Origin of the sequence: Paenibacillus dendritiformis, assembly GCF_015845845.1 — a bacterium.
In the GTDB taxonomy this organism is placed as follows: domain Bacteria; phylum Bacillota; class Bacilli; order Paenibacillales; family Paenibacillaceae; genus Paenibacillus_B; species Paenibacillus_B dendritiformis_C.
Map to the genome: position 1 here is coordinate 45933 of NZ_LDIG01000113.1, position 20891 is coordinate 66823.

The 20891-nt window shown below is 55.4% G+C and carries 14 protein-coding genes; 9 read left to right on the top strand and 5 right to left on the bottom strand.

All coding sequences use genetic code 11. The annotated features are described in order from the left end of the window. Nucleotides 1-665: 665 nt before the first annotated feature. From ABD76_RS09810 to ABD76_RS09820, 3 genes are all read left to right on the top strand, one after another. Nucleotides 666-2108: an aldehyde dehydrogenase family protein gene (locus tag ABD76_RS09810; RefSeq protein WP_197256437.1), complete on the top strand. Its 1443-nt coding sequence runs from the start codon at nucleotides 666-668 to the stop codon at nucleotides 2106-2108. Between the two features lie 235 nt (nucleotides 2109-2343). Then, nucleotides 2344-3981, top strand: a complete 1638-nt coding sequence (locus ABD76_RS09815; RefSeq protein ID WP_197256479.1) for a formate--tetrahydrofolate ligase — start codon at nucleotides 2344-2346, stop codon at nucleotides 3979-3981. Between the two features lie 69 nt (nucleotides 3982-4050). After that, the gene (locus tag ABD76_RS09820; RefSeq protein ID WP_197256439.1) at nucleotides 4051-4356 is read left to right on the top strand and encodes an MTH1187 family thiamine-binding protein; all 306 of its coding nucleotides are present in this window, start codon (nucleotides 4051-4053) and stop codon (nucleotides 4354-4356) included. 90 nt (nucleotides 4357-4446) lie between these two features. Here the strand turns inward: ABD76_RS09820 and ABD76_RS09825 are convergent, their stop codons facing one another. Beyond that, a complete protein-coding gene (locus tag ABD76_RS09825) occupies nucleotides 4447-6267 on the bottom strand; it encodes a glycerophosphoryl diester phosphodiesterase membrane domain-containing protein (RefSeq protein ID WP_197256441.1) in 1821 nt (606 codons plus the stop codon). Nucleotides 6268-6530: 263 nt separating this feature from the next. Continuing rightward, complete coding sequence (locus tag ABD76_RS09830) at nucleotides 6531-7790, bottom strand: Glu/Leu/Phe/Val family dehydrogenase (protein WP_197256443.1); 1260 nt, start codon at nucleotides 7788-7790, stop codon at nucleotides 6531-6533. Nucleotides 7791-8733: 943 nt separating this feature from the next. On the opposite strand from ABD76_RS09830, the gene ABD76_RS09835 reads away from it, so the two are divergent. The 3 genes from ABD76_RS09835 (at nucleotide 8734) to ABD76_RS09845 (ending at nucleotide 11509) form a co-directional block, all read left to right on the top strand. Then, a complete protein-coding gene (locus tag ABD76_RS09835) occupies nucleotides 8734-9387 on the top strand; it encodes an SGNH/GDSL hydrolase family protein (RefSeq protein ID WP_197256445.1) in 654 nt (217 codons plus the stop codon). A 276-nt stretch (nucleotides 9388-9663) separates the two neighbouring features. Next, the gene (locus tag ABD76_RS09840; RefSeq protein WP_197256447.1) at nucleotides 9664-10365 is read left to right on the top strand and encodes a response regulator; all 702 of its coding nucleotides are present in this window, start codon (nucleotides 9664-9666) and stop codon (nucleotides 10363-10365) included. Then, a complete protein-coding gene (locus ABD76_RS09845) occupies nucleotides 10346-11509 on the top strand; it encodes a sensor histidine kinase (protein ID WP_197256449.1) in 1164 nt (387 codons plus the stop codon). Before ABD76_RS09840 ends, ABD76_RS09845 begins: the two co-directional genes overlap by 20 nt. Before the next feature lie 563 nt (nucleotides 11510-12072). On the opposite strand, the gene ABD76_RS09850 is transcribed toward ABD76_RS09845, so the two are convergent. Beyond that, on the bottom strand, nucleotides 12073-12993 hold the full coding sequence (locus ABD76_RS09850; RefSeq protein WP_197256451.1) for a transposase: 921 nt from the start codon (nucleotides 12991-12993) through the stop codon (nucleotides 12073-12075). 635 nt (nucleotides 12994-13628) lie between these two features. Here ABD76_RS09850 and ABD76_RS09855 point away from each other — a divergent pair. Continuing rightward, nucleotides 13629-14588: a D-alanyl-D-alanine carboxypeptidase family protein gene (locus ABD76_RS09855; RefSeq protein WP_197256453.1), complete on the top strand. Its 960-nt coding sequence runs from the start codon at nucleotides 13629-13631 to the stop codon at nucleotides 14586-14588. A 131-nt stretch (nucleotides 14589-14719) separates the two neighbouring features. Here the strand turns inward: ABD76_RS09855 and ABD76_RS09860 are convergent, their stop codons facing one another. After that, on the bottom strand, nucleotides 14720-15709 hold the full coding sequence (locus ABD76_RS09860) for a glycoside hydrolase family 130 protein (RefSeq protein ID WP_168180035.1): 990 nt from the start codon (nucleotides 15707-15709) through the stop codon (nucleotides 14720-14722). A 376-nt stretch (nucleotides 15710-16085) separates the two neighbouring features. Further along, nucleotides 16086-17117: a LacI family DNA-binding transcriptional regulator gene (locus ABD76_RS09865; protein WP_197256455.1), complete on the bottom strand. Its 1032-nt coding sequence runs from the start codon at nucleotides 17115-17117 to the stop codon at nucleotides 16086-16088. Between the two features lie 291 nt (nucleotides 17118-17408). Here ABD76_RS09865 and ABD76_RS09870 point away from each other — a divergent pair, with 291 nt between their 5' ends. Together ABD76_RS09870 and ABD76_RS09875 are read left to right on the top strand one after the other, a co-directional pair. Beyond that, nucleotides 17409-19061, top strand: a complete 1653-nt coding sequence (locus tag ABD76_RS09870; RefSeq protein WP_197256457.1) for an extracellular solute-binding protein — start codon at nucleotides 17409-17411, stop codon at nucleotides 19059-19061. Next, on the top strand, nucleotides 19042-20859 hold the full coding sequence (locus ABD76_RS09875) for a sensor histidine kinase (RefSeq protein WP_197256459.1): 1818 nt from the start codon (nucleotides 19042-19044) through the stop codon (nucleotides 20857-20859). Before ABD76_RS09870 ends, ABD76_RS09875 begins: the two co-directional genes overlap by 20 nt. The last annotated feature ends 32 nt before the right edge of the window (nucleotides 20860-20891 follow it).

Genomic DNA, 20891 nt, shown 5'->3' on the forward strand with positions numbered 1-20891 from the left:
TGCGTGAGCTCCCTTCATATCGTGCAATTAGAAAACAACATTGGATAACCAACATTGACTATTGATTGATACCATGAATTATAGAACGCGGTGTTGCCGTTGTCAATCCGCTCCTTTTGTCCAATATCCCAAACTCTCAGGGATGCGCAACTATCGAAATTTTCTCATCATTTCATGCTGTAAAGTTCTTCTCATCCTCCTGACCGGAATTTCTTGGCATAAATAGGGTCTGTCAGTGATAAGCTCCCGCCTCTCCTCCTACTGGAGATCATACGCTGCCTGCTTCATGCTTCCTAAGATATTGTGCCTTTTCAATTAAGGCTGTAACCAGCACGCAGCGATGTTTTATGACGTGAATGTTATGCCTCATTAATGAAAATGGCCCTTTCCCGGCGTAACCCTGTCTAGGCTGAGGTTCGGGGATAGGGGGACCGGGGCCGATTAGCTTATGGCAAGCCTGAGCCGATGGGAGAGTGCGGATAAGGCAGAGTACATAGGTACATATAACATAACGGCCACTTTAATAGACCACGCATAGCCAGCGCCACAACAGCAGCTTGATTCCAGCTTCCGAATTCAGACGGAGATGAGGCCGAACCGGCCGCCGCTTACAGGGTAATGTATAATGAGGAGTAGATATGATGTTCATGGAAAGAGGGATAACGATGTCACAGGTTGAGACATACGGATTGTTCATTAACGGCGAATGGAGGGTGACGGAGCGGACCGCACCGCTGTTCGCCCCCTATGATGGGGCGCTGCTGGCCAATATCAGCCAGGCCGGCGAGGCGGATCTGGAGGAGGCGATCGCCGGGGCGCAGCGGGCGGCGGCGAAGATGAGGGCGATGCCCGCCCATGCCCGGGCCGACATTTTGCTCAAGGCGGCCGAGCAGATGAGCGCGCGCAAGGAGGAACTGGCCCGGCAGTTGGCTCAGGAAGCGGGCAAGCCGATTCGGGCTGCGCGCGCCGAGATGGAGCGGACGATTACGACGTACCGGTTCGCGGCGGAAGAGGCGAAGCGTCTCTATGGCGAGACGATACCGATGGATGCGGCTCCGGGCGGGGAAGGCCGGTTCGGCTTCACGCTGCGCGAACCGCTCGGCGTCGTCGCCGCGATTACGCCGTTCAATTTCCCGGCGAATCTGGTGGCGCATAAGCTTGGTCCGGCCTTGGCCGCCGGCAATGCCGTCGTGCTGAAGCCGGCCTCTCAGACGCCGCTTAGCGCGCTCGCCATGGGCGGCATTTTCCGTCAGGCCGGCTTGCCCGACGGGGCGCTGCAGATCGTGACGGGCAGCGGCCGCCTGATCGGCGACCGCTTTGTCGCGGACGAGCGCGTGCGCAAGATTACGTTCACGGGCAGCGAGGAGGTCGGAGCGCGCCTGAAGGCGAAGGCCGGGCTGCGCAAGACGACGCTGGAGCTTGGCTCGAATTCGGCGCTCATCGTCGAGCCCGGCGTGCCGCTGGAGCCGATCATTCCGCGCTGCGTGGAGGGGGCCTTCGGCTACGCCGGACAAGTCTGCATCTCCATCCAGCGGATCTATGTGCACGAGTCGATCTGCCAAGAGTTCACCGAGCGGTTCGTGGCGCGGACGCAGGAACTGCGCTCCGGCGATCCGCTGGATGAGGCGACCGACATCAGCGCCATGATTAGCGAGCGCGAGGCGGAGCGCATCGAGGCATGGGTGAACGCGGCCGTGGCGCAGGGGGCCCGGGTTGCCTGCGGCGGACGCCGCGAGGGAGGATATTTCATGCCGACCGTGCTGCTCGGCGTGACGCCGGATATGGACGTCTCCTGCCGCGAGACCTTCGCGCCCGTCGTGTCCATCGTTCCTTATGCCTCGCTCGATGAGGCGATTGCGCTGGCGAACCGCTCTGACTTCGGTCTGAACGCCGGCATTTATACGGCGAATCTGGCCGATGCGATGCGAGCGGCCCAGCAGCTTGAGGCGGGCGGCATCATCATCAACGACATCCCGACCTTCCGGACTGATCATATGCCGTATGGCGGCGTCAAGAATAGCGGCTATGGCCGGGAAGGCGTCAAATACGCGATTCGGGACATGACGGAATTGAAATTCGTGTGCGTGAACACCTTGCCCTCGGCATGACGAGAACTTCAAAGGGACGAGACGCCCGAATGCCACAACCTGAATGGAACACAGTTCAACGCCTTGCGGTAGGCGGAGCGCCCAGACGCCGGATCCTTAAGGCGAACCGCTCAACGGCTTGAAGAACAGGGCGCGTCATCGCTTGCGGTTTGTCACGGATTTGTGAATATCTTGGTCGGGGACGGAAATGTATAATGAAGGTATCGACAGGAGTCAGGGGGAGCATATTCGAATGATGAGACCAATAGTTGACGTTGCAGCCCGTATCGGCGTGCCGGCGGAGCAGTTGGAGCTCTACGGCAAATACAAGGCGAAGCTGAGCCAGGAAGTATGGGAGGCGAATGCGCACCGGCCCGACGGCAAGCTGATTCTCGTCTCGGCGATGAATCCGACGCCAGCGGGAGAAGGCAAGACGCTGACGACAATCGGGTTGACGCAGGGGCTGAACCGCATCGGCCGGAAGGCGGTCGCGGCGCTGCGCGAGCCGTCGCTCGGGCCGTGCATGGGGATGAAGGGCGGCGCGACCGGCAGCGGACGCGCCCAGATCGTGCCGGCGGAGGACATCAACCTTCATTTTACCGGAGATATTCACGCGATTACGTCGGCGCATAATCTGTTGGCGGCCATGATCGACAACCATCTGTATCAGGGCAATGCGCTCGGCATCCAGCCGGAACACATCGTCTGGAAGCGGGCTGTCGATATGAACGACCGCGCGCTGCGGCATATCGTCGTCGGGCTGGGCGACGGCAACGGCGCCGTGCGGGAAGACGGCTTCATGATCACGACGGCTTCGGAGATTATGGCCGTACTCTGCTTGTCCGAGGATATGGACGACATGCGAGCGAGACTCGGCCGCATGGTGGTCGCCTATACCTATGAGGGCGAGCCGGTGACCGCGTCGCAGCTCCAAGCCGTCGAGGCGATGTGCGTGCTGCTGAAGGACGCCATCTATCCGAATCTGGTCCAGACCGTGGAAGGGGATCCGGTGTTGGTGCATGGCGGTCCGTTCGCAAACATCGCGCACGGCTGCAGCAGCGTGCGGGCGACGCGCTATGCGCTGAAGCTCGCCGACTATGTCGTGACCGAGGCCGGCTTCGGCGCCGATCTGGGCGCGGAGAAGTTCATGGACATCAAATGCCGCCAGAGCGGGCTGGCGCCGTCGGTAGTCGTCCTGGTCGCGACCGTACGCGCCCTGAAGTATAACGGCGGCTTGGCGAAGGATCAATTGGAGCAGGAGTCGCCGGAAGCGCTCGCCGCCGGATTTGCCAATCTGCGCCGTCACGTGGAGAATATGCGGAGCTTCGGCGTTCCGGTGGTCGTCGCGGTGAACCGGTTCGCGGCCGATTCGGAGCAGGAGCTGGAGGCTGTTCAGCGGATGTGCCGCGAGATCGGGGCGGAGGCGATTCTGTCTGAAGCGTGGGCGAAGGGCGGAGAAGGCGGCGCGGCGCTGGCGGAAGCCGTCGCGCGGCTGGCCGACGCGCAGGAAGAGGGCCGGTTCCGGCTGCTGTACGGGGATGAACTTCCGATCGAAGAGAAAATCGAAACGATCGTCACCCGCATTTACCGCGGAGCCGAGGTAGCCTATAGCCCGGCCGCCAAGCGGGCGCTGCGCGAGCTGAAACGGTTCGATACGGCGAAGCTCCCGGTATGCATGGCGAAAACGCCGTATTCGTTCAGCGATCGGCCGGGACTGCTCGGCGCGCCGGAAGGGTTCACGCTGGAGGTGCGCGATATTCGCTGGTCCGCGGGCGCGGGCTTCCTCGTCGTGCATACCGGGCAGGTGATGACGATGCCGGGGCTGCCGAAGCATCCGGCGGCGGAACGGATTCGCCTCGATGAAGAGCAGGGCGTCGTCGGATTGAGCGGATAATATGTTGGCGTAGTCATGAGAACGGAGATAAGGCACTCAAGGAGAGCGTGACGAAGGGAGGATGGCGCCATGGCGCTGGCAGAGATTACGGTCATTCCTATCGGGACGGAGTCGACGAGCTTGAGCTCGTACGTCGCCGAGATGCAGCGTGCGATCGAGCAGGTGGACGGCATCGTCTATGAGCTGACGGCGATGGGGACGATTATTGAAGGGCCGCTGGATCGATTGTTCGAGGCGATCCGCGCGCTGCATGAGAGCCCGTTCCAGAGCGGGGCTTCCCGGGTATCGACCGTCGTGAAAATCGACGATCGCCGCGACAAGGCCGGATCGATGGAGCAGAAGCTGGCTTCCGTACGGGAAAAGCTGAAGCATTAAAAAAGCATCCATAATGTCTCGCTTGCTGCGGCAGCGGCAAGACAGCAATCTCCTCCCCGGCCTGAACGGCCGAAGGGAGGCGATTTTGCGCTATGGCAGCGACTCGAGATCAAGCAAAAAGACCGGTTCTCCGCCGAGCTCCTTGACGGCTTCTCTCGCTTCCTTCGGGATGTCGGTAATAATGCCGTCGACCCCGAGCGAATAGAAATGGGCTGCCCGTTCCGGGTCGTTAATCGTCCATACATAGAGCGGTTTGCCGATCAGCTTGGCGGAGGCAACCAGGCGGGCGGTGACGAACGCCTCCTCCACGACGAAGAAGTCGGCGTCGAACCGGTTCAGCGGCGCGAAGGTGGCGTAAATAATGTAGCCGACCTTCAGCTCGGGAGCCTTTTCCTTCACCTCTTGAAGCAAATCATATTCGAGGCTGGATACGACAACCTCATTCTCGGCCTGGTGCCGCCGGATCGTATCGATGAAGCTGGAGACATAATCCGGCGTCTCAAAGCCATGCGTCTTCAGTTCGAGGTTGAGGCGGATGCGGCCCTTCATCGCATCCAGCACTTCATCCAGCGAAGGAATGCGTCCGGCATAACCGTTTTGGAAAAGCGGAATGTCCTGCAGCTCGGCCAGGGTCAGATCATAGACGTTGACATTGCGCCGCGCGAGGCGTCTCAGATTATGGTCGTGAATAACGGCCAGCTTCCGATCCTTCGTCTGCAAAATATCGAGCTCAATGTAATCGGCCCCGGCCTCGACCGCCCCTTCGAACGCGTCCAGCGTATTCTCGACTCCTGTATTTACATTCCCGCGGTGGGCGATAATGACGAACTCATCCTTCGCCTCGCCCCAGTCAGTCAGCAGCGCCGTGACGCCCCAGCCGACCGCAATGAGCATCAGCAGGCCGAACAGGGCCAGCTTCGGGCGATGCTGCGAAGCGAAGAGGCGTCTCTCCGCCCGGGTGTGGCCTTCGGTGATATCCAGCTCCCCCGAATGCAGGGAGATGTGCTTCTTGCCGGCATAGCGCACATAGAGCCGGGTGACGACCGTGATGAACAAAGGCGTCATGACGAGGGTCATCACATAGATGCCGAAGCTGATGACGGCCCCGGCCGTGACGATGGCCGTCTCGGGCAGACTTTCCGGAAGGATGGCAATCGCTCCGGCGATGAGGGCGATGAAGACGGCGACGATCAGCGCGAACACGAGCACCCATTCGCCGACGGCCCGGAGAATCGACCATTTGCTCTTCCAGAACAGGCGGGCGCTCTTGGCGAAGGCGCGCCAGAACCGGTTCGACTCCTCCAACACAAGAATGGGCAGCGCATAGATGCAGAGCAGATTCAGAATGGCGACGAACGTGAAAAACAGGACAAACGCCGCCGTTCCGGTACCGGTCTTCATCAGCTCGCCCGTAATGAAGTTCGGAATCGTGACATTCGGCAGCAGCGAGGAGCCGAAGCCCGTATTCAGCAGCGGGAACAGCAGCAGCAGGTACATCGCCAAGCCAAAGATCCCGATGCGCCACAGGCCGGGCAGACGGGATAAGGCCTTGAGCACGACGACGCGCAGCCGGACTGTTTTTCCTTGCATCCCATAATAAGCGATATAAATAAGAACGGCGAATTCGGTATAAATCAGCATCATTGCCACCGGAGCGAGCAGGATGAGACTAAGCAATCCGTACCGGCTCAGGACAAAGCGCAGCAGATCGTGATTGGCGGCGGCTCCGAAGCCGCCGATCTCCAATATTTTGTTGAATACGATCGACAGGAACGGGATAAATAATCCGATTGTCATGAGCTTGTAGAACAGCTCAAAAAGAAGAAAGGGCCGGTAGGCGTATTTCCAGACCTGCAGCACCCCGCGAATCATTTGAAACGGACGCCGCGTCCGTAGGTTCATGGAGTTCATGATGAATACGTTTCCTTTAGATGAGAATGTACCACAATTCGACGCTGCCTGAGGCGCATCATCCTTCATGCGTTATAACCTATTATAGGAAAATAGCGCCCGTAAGCCAAATGAAGCGGAAAAATGAAAAATGGGTGAGTTGAATCCGAACGAATGGATGGAAGCCTTGGTCGCAGGAGCTTAACCGGAATGCAGCAAAAAAGCTACCCTGCGGCAGATGGATTCTGCAGCAAGATAGCTCTTTCGTGCGCTGATTCGATCGATTACACCCAGCCGCGAGCGCGCATAGCTTCAGTAACGCGTTGAAGCGAGATCATGTATGCGGCCGTACGCAGGTCCGTATTGTACTCATTGGCCATGTCGCGCACCGCTTCGTACGACTTGACCATATTTGTCTGCAGCTTGTCGAGGACTTCCTCTTCGCTCCAGTAGTAGTTCATCAAGTTCTGTACCCATTCGAAGTAGGATACGGTTACGCCGCCGGCATTCGCCAAAATATCAGGGATGACGATGCAGCCTTTTTGATTCAGGATAGTGTCCGCCTCCGGCGTTGTCGGGCCGTTCGCCGCTTCTGCCACGATGCGGGCTTTGATGCGAGGGGCATTTTCCTTCGTGATGACATTTTCCAATGCTGCCGGAATGAGGATATCGACGTCCAGCTCAAGCAGCTTTTCGTTCGAAATGTGGAAATCGTGGCCATATTCCAAAATCGTCGCCTCGTCCTTTAACTGCTCGACGCGGTCGAGATCGAGCCCGTTCGGATCGTAGATTCCGCCGCGGGAGTCGCTTACGGCTACGATGGTCGCGCCGAGATCGGTCAGCAGGCGAGCCGCGATGCGTCCGGCGTTGCCGAAGCCTTGAATGGCTACCGTCGCCTTCTCCATCGGCCGGCCGATGTCCTGAAGCGCCGATTGAATGGTATATACGCAGCCTTGGGCCGTCGCTGCATTCCGTCCTTGGGATCCCCCGATAATAATCGGTTTTCCTGTAATGACGCCCGGCGTATAATGTCCGCGCAGCTTGCTGTAGGTATCCATCATCCAGCCCATAATCTGCGGTGTCGTGTATACGTCTGGAGCAGGAATATCCCGTTCAGGTCCTACAATATCCGAGATGGCTTCCATGAAAGCGCGGCTGACCCGTTCAATTTCCCCTTTGCTCATTTGGCGAGGGTCGCAAATGACGCCGCCCTTGCCCCCGCCGTAAGGCAGGCCAACGACGCCGCATTTGAATGTCATCCACATCGATAATGCTTTGACCTCGTCCAGTGTCACGTCCGGATGGAATCGGATGCCGCCTTTTGTTGGCCCGATAGCATCGTTGTGCTGGGAACGATACCCGTCAAAAATCCGTACCGTACCGTCGTCCATCCGTACAGGGAAGCTCACCGATAATACCCGTTTTGGTTTCTTCAATAGTTCAGTAACATGCTCGGGTAACTGTAATTTTGCCGCAGCCGCATCGATTTGCTTTTGTACGATTTCGTACGGGTTTAGCACTTCTGCTTGTTCACGTTGTAACATTTCCAAGGCTCATCACCCATCCTTTCAAGCATTATAGGAACACTTTTCAAACATTATACTGAGAATGTGCGGATTTTGAAATAGCAAACATTGTGAAATTCATAAAATAGTTAAAGATTATATGACGTTTAGTGTAAATTTTCATGACATTAATTTATTCTTTTATGGCTATAAAACCTTTTAATAGAAAATATTTGTCAATTATACGCACTTTTTTCGTCTACGTGATGTGGACATTCGGGCAATGGAAGAAGTAAGGAAGGGAAAGCTGACGTGGCATAATCCTAATGACAGCACGCCTTCTCGTTTTTTGAACTTTGTTTTTCTCTGGTGGACGTTCGTGTTTTTTTGAAAATGGACGAGGGACCTCGCTTCACCCGGCGAACCGGCATAACGGAGTGCGGAGTGCTGTTCTTCTATCCTAAAATGTGCCCTATTATAATGGAAATGATTTTTTTATTGTGGTGATTATTTTTTGTTATTCCGGGTCCGAATTATTCATTCTTTCCTTCTATAGGTGTTGAATTCGCATTCTCCCCCCTAGTGTAAGCTTGTCACATGAATGCACCTCAAGAACTCCATTGCTTTACTCTGACGCAGTAATTAGGCTTGAAAATATAGTATGCAGAATGCGCCGGATTCGATGCCATCCATGCTGTTGAGAGGAAGCAGGAAGGATACGGCTTATATACATATCGAGGAAATGTCCCGAACGAATGAGCACAGCAGAATGGCGCTCGTCCTCGCCCTCTTCCGCATGGAAGGCCGCTCCCGCATGCCGTTCGGAGGCACCGATTTTTCCCGAATTCGTACATTTCGTGGATCCTTTTGTATGGACAGACGGGGAGGTAGGGTATATGATGATTGCCAAGGACGGAACGGGCGGGTTCCATCATGCGCATCATCGGTGGAACATGGTCATTCCAATCGATGGAGGGATTCGATGAGTAGCTCAGTACCGAAGCGAACGATTCAAGATGGAGATGTGGTTCTTTTTCAAGGCGACAGCATCACGGATGCGGGCCGTCAGCGGGAATTGTCCTCCCATCTGGGCACAGGTTATGCCTTCATGGCGGCCGGTCTGTTCCAGAGCATGTACCCGCAGCTCGATGTCTCTTTCCTGAACCGGGGAATCAGCGGGGATCGGGTCCGCGATCTGCAGGCGCGATGGGAGGAAGACTGCCTGAAGCTGAAGCCGACATGGGTCAGCATTTACATCGGAATTAACGATTGCTGGAGGCGCTATACCCGTCAGGAGGAGACGACGGCCGAGCAATTCGAGTCGGGGTATCGCGATATTATTGAACGAACCTTGAAGGAGTTGGAAGCGCAGCTCGTGCTCGTCGAGCCGTTCGTGCTGCCGGTGCCGGCCGATCGGACGCAATGGCGGGAGGATCTGGATCCGAAAATTCATATCGTGCGCGGGCTTGCTCGGGAATACGGCGCTTACTATGTGCCGCTGGACGGTCTGTTCGCGCAGGCGGCCGCCCGCCGCGAATCGCAATTCTGGGCTCCGGACGGCGTTCATCCGACGCCCGCTGGCCACGCGCTGATCGCGAAGGCTTGGCTGGAAGCGGTAGGCGCTCCGGCAAAATAAGACATAAATAAGAGTCTGTAAGCGCCATCCTGTGTCGCCCTTTGCGTGACACAGGATTTTTTTGTGCAAGGCCCACAGACGGCTCCCCATTGCTCCGTCTTGACGATGCCGGTCTCACGGGCGTACCGGATCAGTGATCCGCTGCAGCGGAGCTCCCAAGGAGCGAAGAACAGATACGATTGGGCTGTGGCAAATCACGGGTACGCTTGAATTCAGCCCTCTGATGTTGTTATGCTAAAGCCGAAAGGTTCACGAATATAGCGAGGAGGTTCGAACGTGACCCGCATTTTAATTGTGGATGACGATAAAGAAATTGCCGATTTAATCGAAATATATTTACGGAACGAAGGCTACCAATTGTGCAAGGCCCATGACGGGGTTGAGGCTTTGTCGGTGCTGGAGCGGGATCCGGTGGATCTGGTTATTTTGGATATCATGATGCCGAAGCTGGACGGGATGTCCGTCTGCCTGAAGATTCGGGAAAAGCAGGCGATACCGGTCCTTATGCTGAGCGCCAAGGCGGAGGACATGGACAAAATTATGGGGCTGATGACCGGCGCGGACGATTATATGGTGAAGCCGTTCAATCCGTTGGAGCTGGTGGCCCGCGTCAAATCGCTTCTTCGCCGCACTTATCAGTTGAACGCTCATATCCAGGCAGGCTCCGAGCCTGCCGGGGTCATTCGCATCCAGGATCTTGAGATTAACAAGGCGACGCATTCCGTCCGGGTGAACGGGCAGCCCATCCATTTAACCTCGATGGAATTCGAGATCCTCTATGTAATGGCAAGCAATCCAGGAAGAGTATACAGCGCGGAAGAACTGTACGAACGGGTATGGCAGGAGAGCTTCAACGGCTCCCACAATACAGTAGCGGTGCATATCAGCAAGCTGCGGGACAAGCTGGAGGCCCATGGCGAGAAATATATACAGACCGTATGGGGAGTAGGGTATAAGATTGAACAAGCATTGGGCTAAAAGCATCCGTTGGAAGCTGCTCTTCAGGTTTGCGCTGACGCTGCTTCTTACCTTTATGAGCCTTGTATTGCTCATGTTCGCCGCCGGCGTGATACGGGAACTGAAGGAGCCTGTCACATACCGCATCATCAATTTCTTGGCGTTTGAGGTGGGCGTCGTGCCGACGATGGTGATTGCGGGCATCATCCTCTTTATCCTCTTTTATGTGCTGCTGAATCGCCAGCTGATCGGCAGTCTCGAGCGGATTACAGAGACGGTGCAGCATATTGCGGATGGGGATTTCGATCAGAGGTGCAATATTACGACCGATGACGAGATTGGGCGTCTGGCCAAGAACATTGATATCATGGTCTACCAATTGAAGACCTCTATTGAGGAAGAACGGCTGGCGGAACGGACGAAGAACGAGCTGATTACGAGCGTATCCCATGATTTGCGGACGCCGCTTACTTCGATTCTCGGTTATTTGGGGCTGGTCGAGCAGGACCGTTACCGCGATGAAGTGGAGCTTCGGCAATATATTCATATTGCCTATGAGAAGGCCGAGAGGCTGAATGTCATGATTAACGATCTGTTCGAATATACGCGGATGAACGGCGGAATGACTTTACGGACCAAGCCGATGAACGTGTCTGAGATGGCTGGCCAGTTGTGCGTTCACTACCGCTACCCGATGGAGCAGGCCGGACTGACCCTTCAAATGAGCAGCAATACGGACAAATGCTGGGTTAACGCCGATCCCGACAAGCTGGTGCGCGTGTTCGACAATCTGTTGTCCAATGCGATGCACTATGCATACAGCGGCAGCGTCGTGGAGCTTCATCTTCGCCAAGATGAAGACAAGGTGGAGATTATCGTCAAAAATGCGGGTGACCCTATCCCGAGCCAAGATTTGCCGCATATCTTCGAGCGCTTCTATCGGGTCGAAAAATCACGATCCGAGAAAACCGGCGGCTCCGGACTCGGCCTTGCGATCGCCAAGACGATTATCGAGCTTCATGGCGGAACTATCCGTGCCGAAAGCTCGCCTCAGGCAACGCTGTTCATTATCGAGCTTCCGCGAATCGCTCCGCCTGCTCCTGCTTATAAGAGTCAAGCAGACGGCGTGTCTGGGCAAAGAGCCTCAACCAATGTGCCCGAATAATATGGTCTAAATACGGTGGTCAGAGCAGTGCCGGGGGCGCTGCTTTTTTTCTTGGCGGCGTTGGTTCGTGGGGTAGGAGGTGAGGGCTTGCTATCCTTCATTACCTCTACGGTTCTTGGATCTAATCGGTGTAGCCGTTTCTTTTGATGGTCTGTCAGCGCTTCTTTTGATCGTCTGTCTGCGTTTCGTTTGATCGGTATCCCCGTCCCTCAGAAAAAAGCGATTAGGAAAAGGAACATTCACCCAGGAAAAGCAAAATGATGGTGTCAACTAGTATGTATCCGTGGCAAACATAGAATAAAGGAAGCCATATAATTATGATGCCGAAAGATAAATAGAAACAGGCTATAGCCGGATCTGAACAGAATAGTACCTCATTAAGAAGAAATGAGCAGCCCGCAGCATGTCAAAATCGCAGAACGAAATAGACGACACTACATCCCATAAATTATTTCCCATATTAAATATCGATGTAAAATCAGTTATGACTCTTATAGGTCAAAAACTTTTATGATTTAATGGATGCACGAGCTGAGGCAAACTCCGTTTCGCTGCGAATTGATTCACGCAGCTCTCATATATCGGGAGCGGCCTCGCAATGCGCCTGCCCGTTTCAAATAACGTTCCCTCGCCCCGTTCCTGGCAAAGCATATCTCAGCCAAAGTCCCCCATCCGGTTGCGTGGCGGGAGGCTGCATTTTCCCGGTAACAAAATTCATCTAAATAAAGCTGCAGGTACTTGCCGCTTATCCCGCGGAACGTATCGCAAAGCCAACGTTTTGCTCGCCGGAACACGGTATATAGGGGGCTATTGCGCTTGACCCGAAATCGTTGGCGGGTAATAGAGATGGCAGCGGTCAGTGCAGATACGTGTTGTTCAATAAAGTCATCGCATCCCGAAGGAAGCAGCAGCTTGCCGGACATGTGCTGCCGGTTGACCAGTTTCATTTTATACTCCTGCTCCTGACCGTCTGGAGCCAGCGAGGCGGCCACGATAAGCGGATGTTCCTGTGCTGTCAGCTCGAAACAGGAATATTGGCGACTGCTGCCGTAATAGGCGATAAAGCCATGAACGTGATGCTCAAGCTGCTCTTGCTCGTCAGCGCAGCTAATCGCAGTACGAATCTTATGGAGCATCGCCCATGCCGTCTTGTAGGTAACCTCAATAATAGAGCTCAGCCTGACCGCATTAATTCCTTCATCCCGACGAGCTACAAACCATATCGCAACTATCCATTTCCGCAGGGAGGTTCTGCTGCCTTCCAGGATTGTCCCTGCAGTCAGGGATGTCTGGTGCTGGCAAGCGCTGCATTCGTACAAAGGAAGGCGCCGCGTCCGGATGACATAGGCACGCGTATGCCGGCAGTTCGGGCAGCGGTAGCCGTGAGGCCATTTCAGCGCAAACAGGGCAGGTATACATGAATCATCTGTAGGGAACCGCTCCATCAACTCCTCCAACGTACCAACGTTTGTCCAGCCTTTCACCCGAGACCCTCCTAAATTTCAGATTAAAACAAACATATGTTCTTATTTATAAGATACCGAACATTAGTTTCCATGTCAAGGGAATTCTTGGTATTAAGGAATAAAACTACACCGAGCATCGATATATGAAAACCATTGTTTTGAACCCTGATTGCTTGAGTAGTTGGGATATGCATCATAAGACTAAATGCACCCTGAATGATTGGGAGCCTCGGCATAAGGAGCAGCAACTGCGTCCCTGAGCAGCTGGGATATTCACTATAAGGAGCCGCAACCTGCCTCCTTGAGCGGGTGGGATATTCACTATAAGAAGGTGCAAACACACTCCTGAACTACTGGGAGAATTACCACCAAGTGTGGCGAGAGTATCCTGAGTGGGTGGGAGACTCGCAGTATAGGGGCAGAGGCATTTTGGGCAGCCGGAGATTGAGACCAAGACTACATGCGATGGAATGTGATTCTGAGCCAGTAGGCGAGAGAAATGTGCTGTCTCCAGAGGGGGCCGATGGGAGGGCTTCATGTTTTCTTCATACTTTCTTATGTTTTGTTCATTATTGCTTACAACTATGTTAAGCGAGGTTCTATAGAATGAGGATCATTCTAAGAACGATAATGACGAAAAGGTGAGATAAATCATGAAAGCAGTTGAGAAGAAGCGGTGGGTGCTGTTGGGAGCGGTTATTGCTGTAGGGGTATGGTTTTGGGCGCAGCCGACGACTTTGGGGGTTAAGCAATTTTTGAAAAGTGCTCTGGCTGAATTGCGTCCGGAAACGGACAACCGGTTGTTCGCGCATTATGATTTGGGGGCTGAGGCGGCGATCGTGATTGATCAGGATACGGGGAAGGTGCTCTTTTTTAAAAATGATCAGGAACGGAAGGCGCCTGCCAGCACGACGAAAATGATGACGGCGTTGCTTGGTCTGGAGCGGAAGCAGGGGAATGACACGGTGGAAGTGGGCCAGGAGGTCCTCCTTAAGGAGCCGGGGGAGAGCACGGCCGGGTTGCAGCCGGGCCAGCAGATTTCCTGGTATCAGTTGATTGAAGCGCTAATGCTTCCATCCGGCAATGATGCGGCGCGAACGATTGCGGTTCAGATCGGACGCGAGGCAAGCGGCGATCCGGATATGAGCATCGATGAAGCGATGGAGGTGTTCGTCGGCATGATGAATGAACGGGCCGAGGAGCTGGGGCTGCGGAACACTCATTTCAACAATCCGCACGGTCTGAATGATCCGGATCATTACAGCTCGGCGTATGATTTGGCGCTTATCGCTCAAGAGGCGATGAAGAACAAGCATTTCCGCGCGATTGTCCGTATGACGTATGCGGAGGTGACCCCGGCCTCGGTTGGAGCCCAGGGCGAAGTGTCGGGATTGGTCAACCGCAATCAACTGCTGCAAAAAGGGAGTGAATATTATTATGAAGGAGCTACGGGGATAAAGACCGGCTTCACGGATGAGGCAGGGTATTGTCTCGTGTCGTCGGCCGTGCGGGATGGCCGCCATCTGATTGCCGTCGTCCTTCATTCCACAAGTGATAAGGTATGGAAGGACTCGCACAAGCTGCTGGATTTCGGATTCGGTCAACTGAACTGAGGAAATAATAGACGCCCCCTGTAATGACGATTGACGTCGCGCAGGGGGCGTGTTATAGGGGTTACAAAGAAAGCGGCAGAACCATAGGTTCAAGTGCATCTTTGCGGTTGCAGTTGGTTACGGCTTCGTGATTACTCTACGCGGGAGTTGTTTTTCACGAAGTCGATGATTTCGTCTACATAACCGAAGGCGATTGCTGTTACGGTATCGGCTGCGCCGTAGTAAATCGCAATGCGGCCGGTAGCGGCATCCACGAGCGAAGCGCATGGGAATGCAACGTTCGGAACGTCGCCGACGCACTCGTACAGAGTGGATGGTTGCAGCAGGTATGGCTCGCTGCGGTACAGGACTTTCCATGGTTGCTCCAAGTCAAGCAGCGCGGCGCCGAATGCGTAAACGAAGCCGTTGCAGGAGTTGAGCACGCCGTGATAGATCATCAGCCAGCCTTCGCTTGTCTCGATTGGGATTGGGCCTGCGCCAATCTTCTTGCTCTGCCATCCGCCCATAGGCGCCATGACATGACGGTGATGGCCCCAGTGCTCCATATCCGGGCTCTCGCTGTAGAAGATATCGCCGAATGGAGTATGGCCCGTATCGGATGGACGGCTCAGCATGGCATATTTGCCGTTAATTTTGCGCGGGAACATGACCCCGTTGCGGTTGTATGGCAAGAATGCATTTTCAAGCTGATGGAATGTCTTGAAATCATATGTGTAAGCGACACCGATTGTCGGCCCGTGGTAAATGTTGCACCAGGTGACATAGAAGCGGTCTTCGATCCAGCATACGCGCGGATCGTAGCCTTCGATGAAGTTGCCGATCTCCGGATCGTCGCATTGGAACTTGATTGGCTCCGGGTTGATGTCCCAGTTCAAACCGTCTTTGCTGAAGCCGGCATGAAGCCGCATGTAACGGCATTTGTCATCGCAGCGGAAGACGCCTGCGAATCCGCCCTCGAAAGGAACGACGGCGCTGTTAAAGATACTGTTGGAATTAGGCAGCAAATCACGCGGGATGACCGGGTTGTTGCTGTAGCGCCACAACACCTCTTTATGGCCTGCTGGCCGCTCTTCCCACGGCATGTTCGGGATATCCGGACCGAGAATCTTCAATTGGCTCATGATGTGACTCCTCACTTTGCAAATAATGTCATGATGAAATATCGTACAGCGTGGATAGACATGCACCTTCAGGCCGGCGAAGCTCTCCAGCCCCTCCCTTACAGTCTGGGCAGGAAGGACCCATCATAGACCTGGGCGGTCACCACCTGCTGCCGGCGAATGCTGCGCGCCGAAAAAATGACGCAGGACAAAACGCCCTTTTCCTACATCCAGAGTAATCGAGACTTGGCATAATGTCAAGTTTATAATGTGCATTTTGTATCAAAAATCCTACAAAACTATCTGATTTAACTTACATTTTAAAATGAATGTAAGTTTACATTTGAAATCATGCAGCGGGAGAGAGGCCGGCGCCGATCACTGGGGAGGGGCGCGCTCACGACTCCCGCCACATCATCTCGACATCGAGCCGGATCATCTCGTTCGGCCGCTTCGGATGGTCCATTCTCCACACGATCTGGTCGCCTGCCCGCATGCCCATTTCCTCCTTGGGAACATGTACGGTCGTCAGAGACGGCTGCACCAGTATCGATTCCGCGATATTGTCGAAGCCGGTCAATGCGATATCGTCCGGAATGCCGAGCCCCGATTGGCGTATGATCGTCATGATTTCAAGCGCGATAGCGTCGTTCACGCAGACGAAGGCAGTCGGCTTCCGCTTCATGGCGTGGAAGGCTTCCCGCAGTTCCGCCTCCGTGTAATAATGGCGCTGCATCCGGTTGATGATGCAATATTCCTCGTTCGCTTCCATCCCGTGGTCCCGCAAGGCAAGCTGGAAGCCTTCCCAACGCTCGCGGTAGCTCAGACATGAGCCGATATCTCCCACGAAGCCGATATTCCGGTGGCCCTGCTCAATAAGCTTGCTCGTCAGCTTATGCACGCTGTGCTTGTTGTCGGCCAGCAAAATATCGCATTTCAAATCGCCGGGCTTATAGTCGGCATGAGTGTCGATGAACAGGGATGCCGTTCCGGTAGATGCAATCATCTCGTAGTATTCGCGGAGGAATGGCCCGATCGTGATGACTCCCGCCGGCTTCTGCTGGTGAAATAGTCCCGGAAGGAGAAGCTGGCGCTCTTCCTCCATATCGACGATGGTCATCGTCAACGTGCAGCCTGCTTCCTTCAGCGTCGCGTTCAGCCCCTTCAAGAAAGACATCCAATAAGGATTGCCCATATAGTCCGAATGGGTCAGCAGCGCGACAAGCCGGTTCTCTGCGGCGTAAGCCTCGGAAGAGGCCAGGTCATGATGAATCTTCATATAACCGAGCTCGACCGCCTTTTGCAGGACGCGCCGCTTCGTGTCTTCACGCAGACCGGGATCGTTGTTCAGCGCCTTGGATACAGTGTTCCGGGACAGGCCCAGAGCGTCGGCGATTTGCTGCTGAGTAACTTTCGTTTTATGTGACATGGGTTCATCGCTCCGATTCGTGGTGGTTGCTCCTAGTTTCGTACTCTAAACTGTATAGTATTAGTATAATTTAACTTTACATTTTTGACAAATGTAAAGTTGCAAATGATGGGCAAGCGCCGAAGATGGATCATTTTTAGCGGGCAGGCCGGCCGCTTGAAACGGTTAGCGGATGAAGAGTAGAATAAGCTTTGGACAAGGGTCTATCAGAACATGTATACTGATAGGCCCTTTTTGTATATATTGCGGCATGGAGCCGTGAACTTCAGCAACAGGAAAGGAGAGAGAGGAGTGCAGGAGTATAAAGGAACAACGGTATCAAAGAAAATGTTGAATGCGCTTACAACCCTGGTAAGGGCGATGTGCGGCAAATGGAAGTCCATCTTGGCAGCCTGGACATGCTGTTCGTTGGCGCTGTCGCTCGCCGGCTGCCATCCGTCCAACGTGGATTGGATGAAGGCCGAGCGGGATCGAACGGGCCCCTCGATCACGATCGTGATGAACAGTCTCGGGATCAAGTTTCCCGAGCCGTGGACAGAGAACGATAATCCGTATCTGTCGTATATCGAGGACGAGACGGGGCTCCAGGTAGAGGTCATTATTCCTCCGTGGCACCGGTATGAAGATCGGGTAGGCGCAATGATGATGTCGAGCCATACGCCTGATCTGATCAGCATTTCCGATCCGAATTGGGTCTCGCATTACGCGCGCAAGCAGATGCTGGCTCCGCTCGATCATTTGATTGAACGCTATGCTCCGCAGTTGAAGGAACGGGTTCCCGCCGAAGTGTGGGAGCAGGTATCCTTCAACGGCCAAGTGTACGCCATTCCGAGTCTGAACGAAGCGAAAGGATTGGAAATGATGTACATCCGCAAAGATTGGTTGGACCGTCTTGGCCTTGCGCTGCCCAAGACGCTTGATGAGATCGTAGCCGTAATGCGGGCTTTTTCCGCATTCGATCCGGAGGGCAATGGCATTCGGAATCCATACGGCACCAGCTTTTTTGAAGATTTCGGGCGATCCTCCCCGTGGTTCGGCGCATTCGGCGTGCAGCTGAATCAGTGGGTAGAGCGGGACGGCAAGCTCGTCTATTCCAATATTTTGCCGGAAATGAAAGACGCCCTCGCCTTCATCCGCGGGCTGGTGGCGGAGGGGCTCGTGGATCCGCTGTTCCCGATTCAGACGCAGCGGGGGCTGGAGCGGCAAGTGATAGAAGGGCGGATTGGGTTGTTCACCGGCACATGGTATGACACCCGCGGCGTCCTTGAGAAAAGCGCGGCGCGCGACCCGCAAGCGGAATGGATTACGCTCCCGTATCCGCAAGGACCCGGCGGGGCCGGCACATATGCGCTGCCGACGGTGCGTTCCTATCAAGTGATTCCCGCCACGAGCCCGCACGCGGTTGAAGTGCTGAAGCTGTTGAATTTCATTGCCGGCGAGGGGAGGGACACGCTGAAGTTCGGCTTCGAAGGGGAAGTATGGGCATGGAAGGGTGACCGACGGGTGACGGACATGCGCCTGCATAACCGGGATCAATACCGGGGCCTGTACGCCAATCTGGCCGATATTCCCGAGAGCGGCTACATCCGAAGCCGGCTGGATTCGCTGGGCTTGCATTATCGCTTGTACGATAACCTCCAGCATATTGCTCCTCATGTGATGCCGAACGCTTTTCGGTCGCTTCCGACTCCGGCCATGACCCGCTATGCGCCGATGCTGGCGAAGAAGAACGATCGGCTGATCGAGATTGTGCTTGGCGAGCGTCCGTTGGATGATTTCGATGCATATGCGGCCGAGTGGCTGGCCGAAGGCGGGGAAGAGATGACGCGCGAGGCGAATGCGTGGTACCAGTTCAGCCGGAATCAGCCGGCTCGCGAAGCGGTGAGCGATGTGCACGGTTCTTTGCGGAAAGGGAGTGATCCCCATGCTTCGGGAGCTTTCTAATCGATTCCGCCAACGCATTCAGTGGCGCTTGACCGTTTATTTTGTGCTCATTCTTGTTCCGCTGACGCTAACCGGATGGTTCTCGAATGAGCGATCGCGGCAACTGCTGCTGTCCGAGACGACAGCACGGACGGAAAGCGCCATGCACGCGCTGATGGACAATATCGAGCTCGTGCTGCAAAACGTGGAGGAAGTGTCGGCCATGCTGTCGACCGATCCGGAGATCGTCGCCACGCTGAATCAAGCCAATCGCGTGCTGGGGCCCCAGGAGGTGATGGCCTTCGCCCGCATGAAGCGCCAGTTCTCCGACTTCCTGTCCATTCATCCGATGTTCTCCCAGATTGCCGTCTATCATGATCATTCCAATGCCGTCATCTCTACGGCGCATGGCGTATTGCCTGTCGATCGGGCGAATGAGCGCATCTGGCTGCGGCAGACGCTGAACGGGATGGGGACGGGCATTGTGTTCATGCAGCCGGACGAACGCATCGGCGGAGGGAAGCCGTTCGGTCAAGTCTTCGGCGTCGACAGTCTGGCCGTGGTGCGATCGATGGATATTTATAACCCGGATCGGGAGCGGCATGCGCTTATTATTAGCCTGAATACGGCGCGCTTGCAGCAATATATCCGCTCTCTACTGCCCTCGCCCCGGTCCGAGCTGCATCTGTATACGGCCGATGGGAAGTGGGTCACGGGGACAAGCCGGCGGCCCGCATCGGTTGACAGCTACGCCGCGCATGCCGAGGAGGGCGATCAAGTGCTGATCCGCGCGGCATCGCCCTACTACGGCTGGACTCTGACGCTGGCCCAGCCCAAAAGCGAAATCTTCGCGCAATCCTACAAGCTGGAGCATTATGCCGTGTTCATCATCGCGCTCAGCATCGTGCTTGCGGTTCTTATGGCTTTCAGCATTTATACCGGAATCGCCGCGCCGCTGCGAAAGCTTGCCCGCGGCATGCGGGCGATAACCGGCGGCAATCTGGACGTGCGGCTCGAATCGGATCGGCGGGACGAGTTCGGCATTGTGACGGATCTGTTCAATCAGATGGCCTCGAAGCAGCAGCATCTCATTCGGGACCATTATGAGCAGAGCCTGAGGCTGGCCAATACCGAATTGAAGCTGCTCCAGTCGCAGATTCATCCCCATTTCCTGTACAACACATTGGATTCTATCTATTGGATGGCGCAGCAATCCGAGGCGGAGGATATCGCGGAGATGGTCCTGAATCTGTCCCGCTTTTTCCGGCTCAGTCTCAGCAAGGGGAAGGATATGCTCACCGTCAAGGAAAGCCTGGAGCATCTGCATGTGTATATCCGCATTCAGCAGCTCCGGTTCATGGATCAATTTCGGGTCGAGTACGACATCGACCCGCAGACGGAGCCGCTTCCCATCGTCAAGCTGCTCGTGCAGCCCGTCGTCGAGAACGCGATTATCCACGGCGTGGAGAAGTCGGGACGGGAGGCGGTGCTTCGCGTGGCGACGCGGCTGGAGGACATCGGAACGCGGCCGGCCCTGGTCATCGCGGTAACCGACTCGGGCGCGGGGATGCCGGCCGCGGCGAGGGAGCGGCTGCAGCGGGAGCTCTCGGAGGTGCTGCGGCAGCCGGATCAGCATCAGGCGCAGCCGGATGGGCACGCAGGCGCAGGCTATGGGCTAAGGAATGTCGCGGCGCGCATGCGCCTGAATTACGGCCCGCAAGCCGACATCCGCATAGACAGCGCTCCTGGAGAGGGCACGTCCGTCACGCTCATACTTCCGCTGGGAGCGCCGAACGAGACGGCCCTGCGCACGGGATAAGACTTGATGCCAGGACGGTGTTGGACTCGGAG

Excerpts from the sequence above, each read along its gene's own strand:
- ABD76_RS09810 (WP_197256437.1), top strand. The coding sequence starts at position 666 with ATGTCACAGGTTGAGACATACGGATTGTTCATTAACGGCGAATGGAGG.
- ABD76_RS09815 (WP_197256479.1), top strand. The coding sequence starts at position 2,344 with ATGAGACCAATAGTTGACGTTGCAGCCCGTATCGGCGTGCCGGCGGAG.
- ABD76_RS09820 (WP_197256439.1), top strand. The coding sequence starts at position 4,051 with ATGGCGCTGGCAGAGATTACGGTCATTCCTATCGGGACGGAGTCGACG.
- ABD76_RS09825 (WP_197256441.1), bottom strand. The coding sequence starts at position 6,267 with ATGAACTCCATGAACCTACGGACGCGGCGTCCGTTTCAAATGATTCGC.
- ABD76_RS09830 (WP_197256443.1), bottom strand. The coding sequence starts at position 7,790 with ATGTTACAACGTGAACAAGCAGAAGTGCTAAACCCGTACGAAATCGTA.
- ABD76_RS09835 (WP_197256445.1), top strand. The coding sequence starts at position 8,734 with ATGAGTAGCTCAGTACCGAAGCGAACGATTCAAGATGGAGATGTGGTT.
- ABD76_RS09855 (WP_197256453.1), top strand. The coding sequence starts at position 13,629 with ATGAAAGCAGTTGAGAAGAAGCGGTGGGTGCTGTTGGGAGCGGTTATT.
- ABD76_RS09860 (WP_168180035.1), bottom strand. The coding sequence starts at position 15,709 with ATGAGCCAATTGAAGATTCTCGGTCCGGATATCCCGAACATGCCGTGG.
- ABD76_RS09865 (WP_197256455.1), bottom strand. The coding sequence starts at position 17,117 with ATGTCACATAAAACGAAAGTTACTCAGCAGCAAATCGCCGACGCTCTG.
- ABD76_RS09875 (WP_197256459.1), top strand. The coding sequence starts at position 19,042 with ATGCTTCGGGAGCTTTCTAATCGATTCCGCCAACGCATTCAGTGGCGC.